Raw genomic sequence first — 15055 nt, forward strand, 5'->3', positions numbered from 1 at the left:
TCCAAGCAGGACGGTCTTCGGCCGGAGAGAGGCAGATTGATGACCAGCGGCCCCAACTCTGACTTACAGGCCCGCCTGCGCACCGACCAGCCGGCCAGTGCGCGGATGTGGGACTACCTGCTCGGCGGCAAAGACAACTTCGCCGCGGATCGCGCGGCCGCCGAGGCCATCACCGCCCAGCTCCCCGAGATGGTCGAGCTGGCCCGGGCCGGTCGTCAGTTCCTCTCCCGGGCCGTCGGGTTCCTGGCCGGCGAGGCCGGCATCCGCCAGTTCCTCGACGTGGGGCCGGGGCTGCCGACCGCCAACAACACCCACGAGCTGGCCCAGCGCATCGCCCCCGAATCCCGGGTCGTCTACGTCGACAACGACCCGCTGGTCCTGGTGCACGCCCGTGCGTTGCTGACCAGCGGACCGGACGGCGCCGTCGACTACGTCGACGCCGACGCGCGGGATCCGGAACTGATCCTGCGAGCCGCGGCGGACACGCTCGACTTCTCCCGTCCGGTCGCCGTCATGATGGTCGGCATTCTCGGTCACATCCCGGACGAAGACGGTCCCGCGGAGATCGTCCGTACGATCGTCGACGCCCTGGCGCCCGGTAGCTACCTCGCGATCAACGACAGCATCAGCACGCCACAGAACGAGGATGCGGCCGAGACCGCCCACAGCAGTGGAGCGGTGGATTACGTCCTGCGGACCGTTGAGCAGATAACGGCATTTTTCGACGGTCTCGAGCTGGTCGAGCCCGGCGTGGTGTCGAATCCGCTGTGGCGGCCGGAACCGGGCACTCAGCCGAGGGAACTGGCCGTGTACTGCGGGGTCGCTCGCAAGAACTGAGGTTTCCGCGAGGCCGCCCCGACCTGCGGGCCGGCCTTCGCCATGCCGTTTTCTTTCCGTCGCTCATATATCATGTACCGTATGTCAAAGAGGCTTGCGGTGCGGGGAGGGTCGGATGACGGTCGCAGGAACGGTCGTTGGTGAGTCGGAGTTCGAGATCGGAGAAGATTTCGCCACGCGGGGATGGACCGATCTGCTTCCGGTCGTGGCCCCGACCCGGCCCCGGGTCGAGGCCCTGCTGGACGCCGTGGACGCCGATCCCGGCGCGACACTGCTGTCCGTCGAGGAGAACCGACGCGAGGTGACGGTCGGGCTCGCCGCGGTCAACGCGGTCATGGCGGGCTGCACGCCCGATCAGTTCCCGGTCGTGGTGGCCGCCGTACGGGGCTGGGCCGACCCCCGGTGGGGAGCGGGAGACCGCACCTACTTCTACATGAGCAACGCCAGCACGGGCGGCGCCGCACAGCTCGCGGTGGTGAACGGTCCCGTCCGTCGCGAATTGGGCCTGAACGGCGCAACCAACGTCTACGCACCCGTGGCCCACGCCAATGTGGCCATCGGGCGGGCGCTGCGGCTGATCCTGCGCAACGTCCTCGGCTTCCTTCCGAGCACGCTGGACCAGGCCACCCAGGGGCATCCCGGGAAAGCCGGGTTCTGCATCGCCGAGAACGAAGAACAGTCGCCGTGGGAGCCGCTGCACGTCGAGCGTGGGTTCGCCGCCGATTCCAGCACCGTGATGGTGATGAGCGCCCGCGGGCCGGAGCCGGTCGAGAACCGGACGAGCGGCAGCGCCGAGGGCGTCCTGTTCACGATCGCCGACACGTTGTCGCGGCTCGGCGCGATGGTGCCCGGCGGTCCGGTGGTCGTCGTGATGGGGCCGGAGCACGCGGACCTGATCGGCTCCAAGCACGGCTGGTCGAAGCCGGACGTCACGCAGTACCTGTACGAGAACTTTCGCCGGCCGCTGGCCGACTTCGAGCGGGCCGGGCTGACGCTCCGTCCGGATCCGGCGCGCGACCGGGCGTCCTACCGCTACGGCGCGAGGACGCCGGACGACATCGCGCTGATCGTCGCCGGCGGGCGCAACGCCGGGATCTCCTCGGTGATCACCAGCTGGTGTTACGCGACTCCACCGGGCGAGTTCATCCTCGCGCCGGTCGTCCGGAAGGGTGGGGCATGACGATCGAGGCGCTCGTTCCGGTACCGACGGATGCCGTGGCGCGGGCGAAGGTCGCGGCCCGGCCCACGCGCCGGCACGATCTGGTGGTCGGTCTGCTCGCCAACACCAAGCGCAACGCGCCCGAGCTGTTGCGGGCCGTGGCCGACCTGCTGCGCGAGGACCTCCCGGGCGCCACCGTGATCGGCCCGGTGATCACCGCCGGGGTGATGTTGCCGTCGGACGAACAGCTGGCCGACCTGATCGAGCGGTGCGACGTCGTGCTGACCGGGCTGGGAGACTGCGGCTCGTGCTCGGCGACCACTCTGCACGTCGCCACCGGGCTGGAGATCAGCGGAGTGCCGACCGCCGCGATCTGCACCGAGCCGTTCCTCGCCTCCGGCTCGGCGATGGCCGTCCGGCGGGGCATCCCCGGCTACGAGTTCGTGCGGGTGCAACATCCGGTCTCGAGCCTGGAACCGGACGAGATCGCCGAACGCGCCCGGGAGGCTCTGCCGCAGATTCTGTCGATCCTCGGTGTCGACGTGGTGAAAGCCGCCGAATCGCGCGAGGCTCTCGTCGCCGGGCTGGACGAATGAGCGCCGCCGCCGCCGACGACGTCGTCGAGGTCGCCGTCGTGGGCGGGGGCATCGCGGCGTTGAGCGCCGGGCTGTTCGCGGCCGGTTTCGGTCTGCGCACGACCGTCCTGACCGAGATCGTGATGGGTGGTGAGCTCCTCAACCTGGAGGAGGTCGACCGTTATCCGGGGATCCCCGGTGCGGTCTCGGGCAGCGAACTCGCCGGCCGGGTCGAGGCGCAGGCGGTCGAGGCGGGTGCGGACTTCGTCTACGACGACGTCACCCGGGTTTCCCGTGACTCCGGCGGATTCCTCGTCGCCGGCCTTTCGGCCGGCGTCCGCGCGTCGAGCGTCGTCATCGCGACCGGCGCCCGGCGCCGGACACTCGGCGTCCCGGGTGAGAGTGCGCTCGAAGGCAAAGGGATCTCCTACTGCGGCACCTGCGACGGGCCGTTGTTCAAGGATCGCGCCGTCGCCGTGGTGGGCGATCACGACTTCGCCGGCCGCGAGGCGTTGGTGGTCGCACGCTACGCGGCCGAGGTCACACTGATGACGTCCCGGCCTGCCCTCGAACTGGCTCCCGCGACCCGCGCGGCCCTCGAGGCGAGCGACCGGATCAACGTTCTGCTCAACGCGGAGGTGACGGGCCTGGACGAATCCGGCGGCAGACTGGCCGGGGTGCGAATCCGTGACGTGAGATCGTCGGCCGAGACGGAATTGCGGCTGGCCGGCCTGTTCGTCAACAGCGGGATGGTGCCGAACACCGCGTTGCTGGAAGCGCTGCTGGGTGAGGACGCCGAAGGTGGCGTGGCCGTCGACGGGGCGATGCGCGCCGCGGTGCCGGGGCTCTTCGCCGCGGGCTGGGCCCGCCGGGGGTTCGGGGGATACGCCGTGATGGCGGCGGCCGACGGTGCCGTCGCCGCCACCTCGGCGCGCGACTTCCTGCGCCCCGGCTGAGCCCCGGCCGCCGTCGCACGGAGGGCGGGTCAGCCTGCCAGCAGGCGCTCCAGGTGGAGCGGGTCGCCGAGGTAGACCTGCCCGGCTCCGGCCGAGGCCTCGTCCGGCCAGACGACGGTGTCGCCGGCGGCGATTCCCTCGACGATCCGGCGCGCGACCTCGGCGGGATCGGCCTTGTCGGCCTCGACGCCGGCGAGCATGTCGGTGTCGATCCCGCCGGGATAGGCACCGACGACCTCGATGCCCCGTCCCCGCACCTCGGCCCGCAACGCCTGGGTGAACGAGTGCGCGGCCGCTTTGGACGCGCTGTAGCCGGCCATCGGCCCGACCGGGGCGAGCGCGATCAGTGTGAGCACGTTCGCGATCGCGGCCGGCCCGTTCGCCTCCAGCACCGGGACGAACGCGCGGGTCACGCGCATCGTGCCGAGGTAGTTGGTGTGCAGGTCCCGGCTGAAGAGGTCGAGGTCGCCGTCCAAGGCGCTGCCGAAACCGAGCACCCCGGCGTTGTTGATCAGCAGGTCGACGTCCGAGGCCGCGCGTGCGGCGGCGTCGACCGAGGACTGGTCGGTCACGTCGAGCGCGAGGACGCGGACCCGGGGGTCCGCGGCGACGGACGGGTCGATCGACCGGGCGTCGCGCGCCGTGACGTAGACCTTGGCCGCGCCGGAGGCGAGGAGCTGAGCGACCAGACGTGCCCCCAGACCGCGATTCGACCCCGTGACCAGTGCAGTACTGCCGTTGATGTTCATGGGAAAACCGTACGATCCATACAACGCATCGGTCGATGCTTGATACGCGCGGTTTTTTGTCCGTCAGTCTCACCCCGGCTACTGTTCAGCCATGGATCTGTTGGGTGAGGTGCTCGCCGTGGCCGGTGTCCGGGGCACGGTCGCCGCGTCCGTGCACGCGGCCGAACCCTGGGGGCTGGCCCTCGACCGGGTGCCCGGTGCGGCCTTCCACGCCCTCACCGCGGGCACCGCGTGGCTGCGCATCGACGGGCGTCCCGCCATCCGGCTGATGCCCGGCGACGTCGTGCTGCTCCCGACCGGCCGCACCCACGGGCTGGCCAGCGACCGCGACGGCGCGCTCGACCCGTTCGACCACGTGGCGGCCGAACAGTCGCTCACCGGGGGAGGCGTCCTGACCGTCGGCAGTGGACAGGTCGGGACGCGGATCCTGTGCGCGTCGTACCGGCACGACCCGGCCATCGCGACCCCGGTGCTCACGCTGCTGCCCGACGTGATGCACGTACCCGCGGGCACGGGCGGGCCTGCGCTCGACGACACCGTCCGGCTGCTCGCCGGTGAGATCGCGGATCCCCAGCTCGCGATGACCACCGTTCTCGACCGGCTCGTCGACGTCCTCCTCGTCCAGCTGCTCCGCGCCTGGGTACGGGCCCAGCCGGCGGGGCCGTCCGTCTCCTGGCTCCGCGCGTTGAGCGATCCGGTCATCGCCGCCGCGCTCAGCGCGCTGCACACCGACCCGGCCCGCGCCTGGACCATCGATACGCTCGCCGACGAGGTCGCCGTCTCCCGCGCGACCTTGGCCAGACGCTTCCCCGCGCTGGTCGGCGACACCCCGTCGTCCTATCTCACCCGCTGGCGGATGGACCTGGCCTCCCGGCGGCTGCGCGACTCCGACGACCCGATCGAGGTGATCGCCCGGTCGGTGGGGTACACGTCGGAATACGCGTTCTCGCGGGCGTTCTCCCGGTCCCGCGGCCAGCCCCCGGGACGCTACCGTCAGGGTTCGAGGGCCAGTACCGCCCGGGTGTAGAGCAGCCCGAACCCGCGACGCTGGGCGTTCTGCTGCGACCGCGAACCCGGCTGGACGACGATGACCGCGACGTCGCAGCCGGCCTTCGTCGCGTCGGCGAGCCGGGCCGACAGCAGCGCGCTCTGGACGCCACGACGGCGGGCCTCCGGCACCGTCCCCGCGCCCGTGAGCTGGGCGATGCCGTCGACGACGTGCATGCTGCCGCCGCCGGCCGGCGTCCCGTCCAGCCGCGCCAGATAGCGCTCGGTCAGACCGGCGGCGTCGCGCTCGGCGTTCTCGAGCATCTCCCGCGGGAACTCCTCGTGCCAGGCGACTCCCTGCGTGTCGGGGTGGAGCGAGGCCTCGACGACGACGCCCAGCCAGCACTCGAACTCGTCGTCGGTGCTGGGGCGGACGTCGACGCCGGCCGGGTCGACGGGTACGGCCGCGTCGCCGAGGGCCCGGCCGAGGACGTTCTCGAACGAGACGAGCCGGTAACCGCGGCCGGCCAGCCGGTCGAGGAGCCCGGGGTCGGCGAGGCTGGAGATCTCGGCCTGGACCGGCGCGCCCCGGTCGGCGTAGGCCCGCTCGACGGCGTCGAACTCGGCCGGGCCGGGGAGGCCGTCGAAGCCGAGACCGGCCACCTTGTTCAGTGGCGACTCCGGTTCGGCGTAGCTGGCGACTCCGCCCGCGACCGGGATGACGAATCCGGCGCGATCGCCGCGGCGGCGGGCGGCGGCGGCGCTGCAGGCGGCGATGAATCGGCCTTCGGCCCGCTCGATGCGGCCGGCGAGTTCGAGGTCGCAGAACATGGGTCCTCCGTGAAGCGCAGAAGCAGGACGAGGCCGGCCAGGATCGCGGCACCGCCGGTCAACTGGATCGGCGACGGGCGATCGCCCAGGAACAGCACCGCGGTCAGTGTGCCGACCAGCGGCGTCAGGTTCTCGAGCTGACCGGCGCGGGCGGCCGGCACCTGGGCGATCCCGCGGTTGAACAGGACACTGCCGACGGCGCCGCAGACGACCACCGCGAAGCACGCCACCCACGCGGAAACCTCCGCGGTGTCGAGCCGGGTACCGCCGGTGGACCAGGACACGACCACGAACGGCACCACGCTCAGCGCGCCGCCGGTGCTCTGCCACGCGCTCGCGTTCAGCCCGTCGCCGTCCTCGTTGAATCGGCGGGTGGCGATCAGGTAGAGCGTGGAGGCGCCGACCGCCAGCAGGACCAGGACGTTGCCCAGCGTGGTGTCGGAGTCCGTGCCACGGCCCGGCCCCAGGGCCACCAGAACTCCTCCGGCGAGGCCGACGAGCAGCGCCGACATCGCCCGGCCCGACAACCGCTCGCGCAGGACGACCACCGCCAGCAGCACCGCCAGCAGCGGCTCGGCGGCGAGCAGGAGGCTGCCGCTGGAGGCGCTCGTGCGGGCCAGCCCCAGGTCGCCGAAGAGGAACGCCAGGCCCGGCACCAGCGCCCCGACCAGCATCTGCCGCACGGCGCCGCGCCGCCGCAGGCGCCCGCGGACGACCGCCGTGATCAGCAGCAGCGCCGCCGCGCCGGAAATCTCCACCGCGAGCAGGTCGACCGGCCGGACCGCACGCAATGCGACCACCGAAACCGTCGTGCTCACTCCGAAGGCTGCTGCCGCGAGCAGCAACGCCGGCTCTCCCGTACGCATCTCATCCTCCATCGGTAACCGCCGTTACGGTCACACTGGTTAGGGAGAGAGGCAACCAATTAAACCGGTACGGTGGTTACATGACCGGAGACGAGGAGCTGCTCCTGGCCGTGGCCAACACCGATCACGGCCACCACGACGAGTTCGCCGATGCCGCGTCGGTCCGGGCCTGGTGGCTCGCGCTGGGACGCCCGGCGACATCGCAGGCGGTGGAGGGCGTCGAGATGCTCCGCGCGCTGCGCGTCCTGATCCGCGGTCTGGCGTTGCGCAACAACGGCGTCGAGCCCGACCTGAGCCGGGCCACCGGCCTGGAGGCGCTCGGCCTCCGGCTGGACCTCGCCGGTGCACCGTCGCTCCGCGCCGGGGAGGGCGGCGATCTGGCGCACGAGATCGCCGCCGCGACCGTGACGGCCCTGCTCCGGGAGATGGCCCGGCCGGGATGGGCGAGGGTCAAGGCCTGTCGCGGCGACGACTGCCGCTGGGTCTTCGTCGACGGCTCGCGCAACAGCTCGCGGCGGTGGTGCGCGATGGCGGGCTGCGGGAACCGCGCCAAGGTGGCGACGTTCCGTGACCGTCACCGCCGCGAGGTGTCGACGTCGTGACGCGGGCGGACCGCGCCTCCGGTTCAGGCGACGGTGTCGTCCAGGCCGGCTGACTTCAGGCGCGCGGTGAGTTCCTCGAGCGCGCGCAACTCGGACCGGAGCGCGCGGCGGCCCGCCGGGGTGAGTTTGAGCCAGGTGCGGGCGCGTTTGCCTTCGTAACCCTTGGTGACCGTGACGAGATCGGCGTCGACGAGTACCTGCACGTGGCGGTTGAGGTTGCCGTCGCTGAGGTGGAGCTCGTCGCGCAGTGTCGCGAAGGCGCACTCGGGGATCTCGGCGAGCATCACCAGGACGCCGAGGCGGACCCGCTGATGGATGACGTCGTCGAGTCCGACGGCGGGGTGGGCGGACGGCTCGCTCAAGTCAGCTGTCCACGGAACCGGACGGCGCGGTAGGCGCCGACGAGAACGAGGGGCAGCGTCATGACCAGCAGGGCGAGCGCGGGCCGATCGAGGCCCAGCCCGAGCTGGCCACCGAGGGCGGGTCCGGAGCCGCCGGCCAGGAGCCAGTCCTGCCAGCCGAGCAGTCCTCCGACGAACCCGGTCGCGCAGAACTGCCAGGCCAGTGCGCCCAGCCACAGCCCGGCGACGGCGACGCCGATGCTGCGTTCGGCGAAACCCAGCGCGATGGCGGCGAGGGCGATGCTCAGCAGCGGGGTGAGCGGACCGTGCCACCAGGTGAACGCGGCCGGCGTTCCGGTGGGAGCGGCGAGCAGCGCCAGCAGGGCGAGCAGACCGGCGCCGCCGGCGGCGATCGGGATTCGCCAGTTCACCCGGACGCCCCGGCGGCTTTCGCGGCGGCGGTACCACTGGGCGACGAGGACGAAGGTGAGCGGGGCGAGGACCAGCCAGAACAGGTAGGACGCGAGGGCGCTGTGCTGTTGCTCGGGCAGGCCGGCCCAGTAGGGGTACTCGATCGTGACCCCGTCCGGCGATTGTGCCTGGGTTCCGGAGTTGATCGCGGAGGAGAAGGGGTGCCGGTAGAGCGCGATGCTCGCCAGCGGTACCGCGGCGAGTGCGAGGGCCGGTAGCCAGGCGCCGCCGTGGGCCAGCCGTCGGCTCCGGGTTTTCAGCTGGTTCATCTCCGCCAGTACGGCGGCGGACCGGGGACTGTCGTCATCCATTTTGCACCTCTGTTTTCCAAAGGACTTTGGATTACAGAGTGACTGGCCCCGGACGACCTGTCAACCCACTCCCGCGCCGCCGCCGGATGCGGCGGCCGGCCGGAACCGCACGCGATCCCCGGCCGGCCGGGGAGCGTTACCGCGGGTCCCGCACCGGGCGGAAGGCGGCCCGGAGCTCGGCCGCGAACAGCTCGGGCTCCTCCCAGGCGGCGAAGTGGCCGCCCCGCTCGACGTCACCGAAGTAGTTGAGCGTGGGATAGGCCTGCTCGGCCCAGCTCCTCGGCGTCCGCCAGATCTCGCCGGGGAACGCGCTGAAACCGACCGGTATCCGGGGCGCGGGCAGCGGCGCGCTGCCCGCGGACGGCGAGTCCGGCCCGTAGGCCTCCCAGTACGACCGGGCCGCGGACGCTCCGGTGCCGCTCAGCCAGTAGGCGGTGATGTTGTCGAGGACGTTGTCGCGGGTGAGGTTGCCCGAGGGGCGGCCGTCGACGAACGCCTGCGCGATCTTGTAGTAGGCGTCGGTGTCGTGGTCGAGCATCCAGGCGGCGAGCGCGGACGGCGAGTCCAGCAGCGCGTAGCCGATCGTCTGCGGCCGGGTGGCCATCTGCGTGAAGTACGCGATCCCGCTGGTCTGGAACGTCTTGATCGCTTGGAGCGCTTCGCGTTCGGCGTCCCCGTCGTTCGGCAGCGACGCCGGGTCGTTGAGCGCCGGGACGAGCAGGTTGGTGTGGATGCCGACCAGCCCGTCGGGGCCGAGCCGTCCCATCGCGTCGGTGATCCCGGCGCCGACATCGCCGCCCTGGGCCACGTACCGGTCGTAGCCGAGCCGGCGCATGAGCTCCGACCAGGCCCTCGCGGTGCGCACGAGATCCCATCCGACCTCGGCCGGCTCGCCCGAGAAGCCGTAGCCGGGCAGCGACGGCAGCACGAGGTGGAACGCGTCCGCGGCGCTGCCACCGTGCGCGGTGGGGTCGGTCAGCGGTCCGACGGAGTCGAGCATCTCGATCACCGAGCCCGGCCAGCCGTGCGTCATGATCAGCGGCAACGCGTCCGCGTGGCCGGACTGCACGTGGACGAAGTGGATCTCGACGCCGTCGATCTCGGTCGTGAACTGGGGGAGTGCGTTCAGCCGGGACGCGACCCGCTGGCCGTCGTACTCCGTCGACCAGTACTGGGTGACCGCGTGCAGGGTGGCCAGCTGCACCCCCTGCGAGCGGTCGCCGACGAGTTCCCTGGTCGGCCACCGCGTCGCGGCCAGACGTTGCCGCAGGTCGTCGAGCGTCTTGTCGTGGATCTGCACCGTGAACGGTCTGATCGTCATGTCGGGCGCCACCTATCTGCCGGAGCGAGGCGTGAAGGGCGACTCCCAGCCTGGCCGCATCCGGCGCCGCTCGACCCCGGGAAAGACCCTGGTCTTCCCCACCGGGTCACCGAGCGCGGTGAGGCGTTCCCACCGAGCTGATGTCGAAGACCGTGCCGGTGACGGTGAGGGCGTCGGATCCGGACGCCAGCAGTGCGTAGGTACCGACGTAGTCGGCCGGTTCGATCTGCCGCTCGAGCGCCGAGTACTTCTCCAGGTACTCCTGGATCGGGATATCGGCGATCCGGCGCTGATCGAGGCCCAGCGACCTCGGTCCGCTCAGGTTGGTGGCCATCCCTCCCGGCGCCACCCCGTTCACCCGGATCTCGGGCGCCAGCTCGTAGGCCAGCTGCCGTACGACGCCGAGTCCGGCGTGCTTCGTCGCCGTGTAGAGGACGCCGCCGCCCTGCGGGTAGAAGGACGCGTTGGAGAGCGTGAGGATGATCGCGCCGCGCGCTTCCTTGAGTGCCGCCGCCGCGGCGTGGGCGCCCAGCAGGTAGCCCAGCACGTTCACGGCGAACAGGTCGCGGAAGCCTTCTTCGAGCTCGCCGGGCGAGAGGTCCACCAGCGTGCGGCTGAAATCCCACAGGCCGACGTTGCCGATGAAGACGTCGAGCCGCCCGAACGTGTCCACGGCCGCGGCGACGGCCCGTTCGTTGTCCGCGTAGGAGGTCACGTCGCCGGTCACGGTAACGACGTCGCCGCGATCGAGCGAGGCCGGGTCCCGGTCGAGCAGGACGAGGTGCGCTCCCTCGAGGAGGAAGCGGTCCACGATGGCTCGCCCGATCCCGGAACCGCCGCCGGTGACCAGGACGACTCGCCCCGCCAGGCCGCTCACGCCGACCGGACGAACTCGGTCACGAGCCGGTTGAATTCCGCGGCGTGCTCGAGCTGCGCCCAGTGGCCGCACCGGTTCAGCAGGACCATCCGCGAATTCTGGATCATCGACATCGCGCGGAGGCTGATCTCCCAGTGGACGGTCCGGTCGTCGCGGCCGTGGATGACGAGCGCGGGCACGCTGGACGTCGGCAGTGCCTGGGCCGCGGACACGAACGCCTCCTGGCCCAGGCCGGCCTTGGCGCGCTCGAGCCAGTCGTGCAGGTGCCCGGGGTGCGCCGAGGCCGCTGCCGAGCGCTGTTCGGCGAGCTCGTCGGTGGCGAACGTGGGGTCGAAGCACATGACCTGGACCAGCCGCTTGAAGTTCGCCGGCGACGGGTCCTGGTAGGTCTCCACCAGCACCTTGAAGCCTTCGGTCATCCCGGCGGGCGACAGCACGTTCACGCCCCAGACCCCGGAACCCATCGTGATCAGGTGCGAGACCCGCTCGGGCCAGCGTGCGGTCAGGACGATACCGACCCCGCCGCCCATCGAGTTGCCCACGATCGCCGCCCGCTCCAGGTCGAGGGCGTCCATCAGCTGTTTGACCGCCTCGCCCTGGTCGAACCTGGACTCCACCGGCTGGGGACTCGACTCGCCCCATCCCGGCATGGTGACCGCCACGACCCGGAAATGCTGCGCCAGCGGCTCGATGTTCGGGGCGAAGTTCGACCAGCCGGTGGCACCGGGCCCGCTGCCATGGATCAGCAGGACCGGATGGCCCTCACCGGCCTCGTCGATCTGGATCTCGTAGTCCGGGGTGCGGACGATCCGGTGGGAAATCATGATGCGCTACTCCTCGGGGAGATCGACGAGGACGTCGTCGCCGACGACCTTGACGGCGTAGGTGGCGACCGGGCAGGTCGCCGGGAGGCTGAGCACCTCTCCGGTCCGGATGCAGAACTTGGCGAAATGCCACGCGCACTCGACGACGTCCCCGTCCACGTAGCCGTCGGCCAGGGACGACTCGTCGTGGGTGCAGGTGTCGTCGATCGCGAAGTACTCGTCGTCGACGTGGAACAGGGCGATCGGGCGCGCGCGCTCGACCTGGAAGCCCTCGCCTTCCTCGATGTCGGACGTGCTGCACGCCTTTGTCCAGGTCACGTGGTTCTCACCTTCTTGAGTAGGTCCCGGAGCGGGAGGCCGTCGCCGACGAGATCGGCGCGAGCCGCGGAGAGGCCGAGGAGCCGGCGCGCGGCGCCGACCTCGCGCGGGCGATCGAGGCCGCACACCGCGACGACGACCTCGTCACGGAGCCAGAACCCCAGGTACGACTCCGACGTCGAATCCCGCCGCAGCACGAACTCGTCGGCCGGGCCCGGGCGGCCGACCATCTGGAACGTGAGCCCGAACTGGTCGGACCAGACGTACGGCGGCTCGGTGAACGCGGTCGGATGCCCGGCCATCGTCGCGCCCACGGCGGCGCCGTGCTTCAGCGCCACGTCCCAGTGCTCGATCCGGCCCGGCCCACCGACCAGGTGGGGGTGCGGCTGGCTCGCGACGTCTCCGGCCGCGTACACCCACGGCACGTCGGTGCGCCCGTGGGCGTCGACGACGATGCCCTGATCGTCGGTGGTGACGCCGATCGAGCGGGCCAGCTCGAGGCGCGGCGAGACACCGACGCCGACGACCACCGTCGCGGCCGGGATCCGCGCCCGGTCGTCGAGCACGACCGCATCGGCCTCGATCCGCTGCACCGTCCGCCCCAGGGCGAACCGCACCCCCCGGTCCCGGTGCAGTTCCAGCGTCCGCAGGCCGATCCGTTCGTCGAGGGCGTGGAGCGGCCGGGCGCCGACCTCGACCACGGTCACGTCGAGCCCGAGCTCGCGGGCGAGGGCCGCGAGCTCGAGCCCGATGAAGCCCGCGCCGACGACCACGAGCGGGCCGCCGGACGCGAAGCGATCAGCCAGCGCCTCGGCGTCCGAGGCATCGCGGAGCACCAGTACGTGAGAGCGGCCGGAACCCGGGACGGCCAGCCTGCGCGCCGCGACTCCGGTGCTCAGCAGGAGCGCATCGACACGCAAGGAGTCCGCGCCGAGCCGGACGGTCCGCGAGACCGGATCGACGTCGTCCACCCCGACGCCGAGCCGCAGCTCGATGCCGAGCTCCGCGAACCGGTCCAGCGCCACGATCGGGCGAAGCGTGCGGCCGGCCGGCTTGGAGAGCGGCGGGCGCTCGTACGGCGGGTGAGGATCCCGGTCGATGAGCGTGAGACGTCCCTCGTAGCCGTGCGAGCGCATCGCGAGCGCGGCCGAGACGCCCGCGGCGCCGGCTCCCACGATGGCGCAGTGCTGCATCACGTTCCTCGCTTTCGCCGGCCGGGCATTGAATATTCTGGCATCTGAGATACCGTATCTCGCATCTTAGATGTTCCCCAGAGCGGAACAGTGAGGGGAGGTTCTGGTGGAGCTCCAGAAGGACGAGGACACCGGCCGCGACACCTCGGCGGGCAAGGCACTGGCACTGCTGGACGCGCTCGGCGGCCCCCGCGCCGTGCTGGGCGTCTCCGAGCTCGCGCGGATCGTCAGCCTCCCCAAATCGACCGCGCACCGCCTCCTGGTGGTGCTCATCGAGAGTGGCTACGTACGGCGGGCCGGGGACAAGTACGCGCTGTCGACCCGGGCGTTCGAGCTGGGCAACCAGGTCACGGTCGCCCGGTCGAACGGCTTGCGGGAGCGCGCGATGCCGGTGCTGGCCGAGCTCTACGCCCAGACCCGGGAGGCGATCCACCTCGGCGTGCCCGCCGGTGCCAGCGTGCTCTACGTCGAGAAGCTCTTCGGGCCGGACTCGGTGCGAATCAACACCGCGGTCGGCATGCGCAGGCCCCAGTACGCGACCGCGCTGGGAAAAACGATGCTCGCGTTCTCGGAGCCGCAGTCCATGCAGGCCCGCTACTACCGGTTCACGGCGTTCACGATCGCCCACCCCGACCTGCTGGGGCGGGCTCTCGAGCGGGTCCGCGAAGAGGGGTTCGCCACCGACCACGAAGAGACGTTCCTCGGGGTCTCGTGTCTCGCGGTGCCGGTGCTCGACCGGCGGACCGGGCGGCCGGTGGCCGCGCTCTCGGTCTCGGCCGCGGTCGGCGGCCGGTCCGTGCTGCGCTACAAGGCCGTGATGCTCAAGGCCGCCGAGCAGCTCTCCGGCCACGTCAGCACGCTCGTCGCCTGAGGGTTCGGCCAGGCGGAACGCGTTCGTTGCCGCCACCCGCCGACCGCTCGCACGATCGGTGAACCACACCAGAGGAGACCGCATCCCATGACAAAAGTCCAAGCACTCGGCTACCTCGGCCTCCGAGTGAAGAGCCTCGAGGACTGGGAGGTCTTCGCGACCGAGATCCTGGGCCTGGCCGCGTCCCGGCAGGGGGACGCGGTGGTGTTACGCATGGACGAGCGCGCTCACCGGATCACCCTGCGGGCCGGTGACGACGAGCTCGACTACGTCGGGTGGCAGGTCGCCGGTCCGGACGCCCTGGGCGAGGTGGCCGCCGCGCTGGAGGCGGCCGGTGTGCCCTACCGGGACGACGCCGGGCTGGCGGAGCTCCGGGGCGTGCGCCGGCTGCTCAGCTGCACCGACCCGGCCGGGTACCGGCTCGAGTTCCACTACGGCCCGACCATGCTGCAGGAGCCGTTCGTCTCCCCGACCGGTGCCCGATTCGTCACCACCACGAAAGACGGCGCCGACACCGGGCTGGGTCACGTCGTCGTGCTCTGCGACAACGTCGACGAGACCACCGAGTTCTACCGGCGCGTCCTCGGCTTCGCGGTGAGCGACCACATCATTCCGGTCCCCGGCCTGCTCCTCACGTTCCTGCACACGAACCCGCGGCACCATTCGCTGGCCGTGGCCCCGATCTACGGGGACGGGTCGCCCGGGATCAACCACTTCATGGTGGAGGTCGACGACCTCGACGTCGTCGGTCGCGCCCTGGACAAGGTGCACCAGCGCAAGATCCGGCAGCTCGCGACGTTCGGACGTCACACGAACGACAAGATGCTGTCGTTCTACGTGCAGTCGCCCTCCGGCTTCGGTGTCGAGTACGGCGCCAACGGGCTGCTCATCGACGACGAGACCTGGTCGGTCGTGACGTACGACGCCTCGTCGTACTGGGGCCACGTCTTCGACCCGGCGTGACCC

The 15055-nt window shown here is 71.4% G+C and carries 18 protein-coding genes; 8 read left to right on the forward strand and 10 right to left on the reverse strand.

Annotation, left to right across the window (positions count from 1 at the left end; translation table 11 throughout):
* Positions 1 to 39: 39 nt before the first annotated feature.
* From ACIBZJ_RS08860 to ACIBZJ_RS08875, 4 genes are all read left to right on the forward strand, one after another.
* A complete protein-coding gene (locus ACIBZJ_RS08860) occupies positions 40 to 837 on the forward strand; it encodes an SAM-dependent methyltransferase (RefSeq protein ID WP_395927168.1) in 798 nt (265 codons plus the stop codon).
* 115 nt (positions 838 to 952) lie between these two features.
* Positions 953 to 2017, forward strand: coding sequence for a hypothetical protein (locus ACIBZJ_RS08865; RefSeq protein ID WP_395927170.1), 1065 nt, complete (start codon positions 953 to 955; stop codon positions 2015 to 2017).
* Entirely contained in the window at positions 2014 to 2592 is a 579-nt protein-coding gene (locus tag ACIBZJ_RS08870; RefSeq protein ID WP_395927172.1) for a UGSC family (seleno)protein, read from the forward strand. Before ACIBZJ_RS08865 ends, ACIBZJ_RS08870 begins: the two co-directional genes overlap by 4 nt.
* The gene (locus ACIBZJ_RS08875) at positions 2589 to 3527 is read left to right on the forward strand and encodes an NAD(P)/FAD-dependent oxidoreductase (protein ID WP_395927174.1); all 939 of its coding nucleotides are present in this window, start codon (positions 2589 to 2591) and stop codon (positions 3525 to 3527) included. The genes ACIBZJ_RS08870 and ACIBZJ_RS08875 overlap by 4 nt, the downstream gene beginning before the upstream one ends.
* Positions 3528 to 3556: 29 nt before the next feature.
* Here ACIBZJ_RS08875 and ACIBZJ_RS08880 read toward each other — a convergent pair whose 3' ends face one another.
* Positions 3557 to 4276, reverse strand: coding sequence for an SDR family NAD(P)-dependent oxidoreductase (locus ACIBZJ_RS08880; RefSeq protein ID WP_395927176.1), 720 nt, complete (start codon positions 4274 to 4276; stop codon positions 3557 to 3559).
* Between the two features lie 91 nt (positions 4277 to 4367).
* On the opposite strand from ACIBZJ_RS08880, the gene ACIBZJ_RS08885 reads away from it, so the two are divergent.
* Complete coding sequence (locus ACIBZJ_RS08885) at positions 4368 to 5303, forward strand: AraC family transcriptional regulator (RefSeq protein WP_395927178.1); 936 nt, start codon at positions 4368 to 4370, stop codon at positions 5301 to 5303.
* On the opposite strand, the gene ACIBZJ_RS08890 is transcribed toward ACIBZJ_RS08885, so the two are convergent.
* On the reverse strand, positions 5270 to 6040 hold the full coding sequence (locus ACIBZJ_RS08890; RefSeq protein ID WP_395927766.1) for a GNAT family N-acetyltransferase: 771 nt from the start codon (positions 6038 to 6040) through the stop codon (positions 5270 to 5272). The two genes, ACIBZJ_RS08885 and ACIBZJ_RS08890, sit on opposite strands and share 34 nt — an antisense overlap.
* Complete coding sequence (locus ACIBZJ_RS08895; protein ID WP_395927180.1) at positions 5932 to 6960, reverse strand: DMT family transporter; 1029 nt, start codon at positions 6958 to 6960, stop codon at positions 5932 to 5934. The genes ACIBZJ_RS08890 and ACIBZJ_RS08895 overlap by 109 nt, the downstream gene beginning before the upstream one ends.
* A gap of 80 nt (positions 6961 to 7040) precedes the next feature.
* On the opposite strand from ACIBZJ_RS08895, the gene ACIBZJ_RS08900 reads away from it, so the two are divergent.
* Entirely contained in the window at positions 7041 to 7562 is a 522-nt protein-coding gene (locus ACIBZJ_RS08900) for a CGNR zinc finger domain-containing protein (protein WP_395927182.1), read from the forward strand.
* A gap of 23 nt (positions 7563 to 7585) precedes the next feature.
* On the opposite strand, the gene ACIBZJ_RS08905 is transcribed toward ACIBZJ_RS08900, so the two are convergent.
* The 7 genes from ACIBZJ_RS08905 to ACIBZJ_RS08935 form a co-directional block, all read right to left on the reverse strand.
* Positions 7586 to 7924, reverse strand: coding sequence for a transcriptional regulator (locus ACIBZJ_RS08905; RefSeq protein WP_395927184.1), 339 nt, complete (start codon positions 7922 to 7924; stop codon positions 7586 to 7588).
* Entirely contained in the window at positions 7921 to 8685 is a 765-nt protein-coding gene (locus tag ACIBZJ_RS08910; protein ID WP_395927186.1) for a hypothetical protein, read from the reverse strand. Before ACIBZJ_RS08910 ends, ACIBZJ_RS08905 begins: the two co-directional genes overlap by 4 nt.
* Positions 8686 to 8821: 136 nt before the next feature.
* Positions 8822 to 10006: an epoxide hydrolase family protein gene (locus ACIBZJ_RS08915; RefSeq protein WP_395927188.1), complete on the reverse strand. Its 1185-nt coding sequence runs from the start codon at positions 10004 to 10006 to the stop codon at positions 8822 to 8824.
* Between the two features lie 106 nt (positions 10007 to 10112).
* Positions 10113 to 10883 carry an SDR family NAD(P)-dependent oxidoreductase gene (locus tag ACIBZJ_RS08920; RefSeq protein WP_395927190.1) on the reverse strand — a complete coding sequence of 257 codons (771 nt, stop codon included), beginning with the start codon at positions 10881 to 10883 and terminating at the stop codon, positions 10113 to 10115.
* Positions 10880 to 11707: an alpha/beta fold hydrolase gene (locus tag ACIBZJ_RS08925; RefSeq protein ID WP_395927192.1), complete on the reverse strand. Its 828-nt coding sequence runs from the start codon at positions 11705 to 11707 to the stop codon at positions 10880 to 10882. Before ACIBZJ_RS08925 ends, ACIBZJ_RS08920 begins: the two co-directional genes overlap by 4 nt.
* Positions 11708 to 11713: 6 nt before the next feature.
* Positions 11714 to 12025 (reverse strand): bifunctional 3-phenylpropionate/cinnamic acid dioxygenase ferredoxin subunit, encoded by a 312-nt coding sequence (locus ACIBZJ_RS08930; RefSeq protein ID WP_395927194.1) that lies wholly within the window; start codon positions 12023 to 12025, stop codon positions 11714 to 11716.
* Complete coding sequence (locus ACIBZJ_RS08935; RefSeq protein ID WP_395927196.1) at positions 12022 to 13218, reverse strand: NAD(P)/FAD-dependent oxidoreductase; 1197 nt, start codon at positions 13216 to 13218, stop codon at positions 12022 to 12024. The genes ACIBZJ_RS08930 and ACIBZJ_RS08935 overlap by 4 nt, the downstream gene beginning before the upstream one ends.
* A 106-nt stretch (positions 13219 to 13324) precedes the next feature.
* Here ACIBZJ_RS08935 and ACIBZJ_RS08940 point away from each other — a divergent pair, with 106 nt between their 5' ends.
* Together ACIBZJ_RS08940 and ACIBZJ_RS08945 are read left to right on the forward strand one after the other, a co-directional pair.
* On the forward strand, positions 13325 to 14089 hold the full coding sequence (locus ACIBZJ_RS08940; protein WP_395927198.1) for an IclR family transcriptional regulator: 765 nt from the start codon (positions 13325 to 13327) through the stop codon (positions 14087 to 14089).
* Positions 14090 to 14176: 87 nt separating this feature from the next.
* Positions 14177 to 15052, forward strand: coding sequence for a VOC family protein (locus tag ACIBZJ_RS08945; RefSeq protein ID WP_395927200.1), 876 nt, complete (start codon positions 14177 to 14179; stop codon positions 15050 to 15052).
* Positions 15053 to 15055: the final 3 nt, after the last annotated feature.

Origin of the sequence: Cryptosporangium sp. NPDC051539 (assembly GCF_044454545.1) — a bacterium.
Taxonomy (GTDB): domain Bacteria; phylum Actinomycetota; class Actinomycetes; order Mycobacteriales; family Cryptosporangiaceae; genus Cryptosporangium.

Bases quoted from the DNA above. Each gene is read 5' to 3' on its own strand.
- ACIBZJ_RS08860 (WP_395927168.1), top strand. From the start codon at position 40: ATGACCAGCGGCCCCAACTCTGACTTACAGGCCCGCCTGCGCACCGAC.
- ACIBZJ_RS08865 (WP_395927170.1), top strand. From the start codon at position 953: ATGACGGTCGCAGGAACGGTCGTTGGTGAGTCGGAGTTCGAGATCGGA.
- ACIBZJ_RS08870 (WP_395927172.1), top strand. From the start codon at position 2,014: ATGACGATCGAGGCGCTCGTTCCGGTACCGACGGATGCCGTGGCGCGG.
- ACIBZJ_RS08875 (WP_395927174.1), top strand. From the start codon at position 2,589: ATGAGCGCCGCCGCCGCCGACGACGTCGTCGAGGTCGCCGTCGTGGGC.
- ACIBZJ_RS08880 (WP_395927176.1), bottom strand. From the start codon at position 4,276: ATGAACATCAACGGCAGTACTGCACTGGTCACGGGGTCGAATCGCGGT.
- ACIBZJ_RS08885 (WP_395927178.1), top strand. From the start codon at position 4,368: ATGGATCTGTTGGGTGAGGTGCTCGCCGTGGCCGGTGTCCGGGGCACG.
- ACIBZJ_RS08895 (WP_395927180.1), bottom strand. From the start codon at position 6,960: ATGCGTACGGGAGAGCCGGCGTTGCTGCTCGCGGCAGCAGCCTTCGGA.
- ACIBZJ_RS08900 (WP_395927182.1), top strand. From the start codon at position 7,041: ATGACCGGAGACGAGGAGCTGCTCCTGGCCGTGGCCAACACCGATCAC.
- ACIBZJ_RS08910 (WP_395927186.1), bottom strand. From the start codon at position 8,685: ATGGATGACGACAGTCCCCGGTCCGCCGCCGTACTGGCGGAGATGAAC.
- ACIBZJ_RS08915 (WP_395927188.1), bottom strand. From the start codon at position 10,006: ATGACGATCAGACCGTTCACGGTGCAGATCCACGACAAGACGCTCGAC.
- ACIBZJ_RS08925 (WP_395927192.1), bottom strand. From the start codon at position 11,707: ATGATTTCCCACCGGATCGTCCGCACCCCGGACTACGAGATCCAGATC.
- ACIBZJ_RS08935 (WP_395927196.1), bottom strand. From the start codon at position 13,218: ATGCAGCACTGCGCCATCGTGGGAGCCGGCGCCGCGGGCGTCTCGGCC.
- ACIBZJ_RS08945 (WP_395927200.1), top strand. From the start codon at position 14,177: ATGACAAAAGTCCAAGCACTCGGCTACCTCGGCCTCCGAGTGAAGAGC.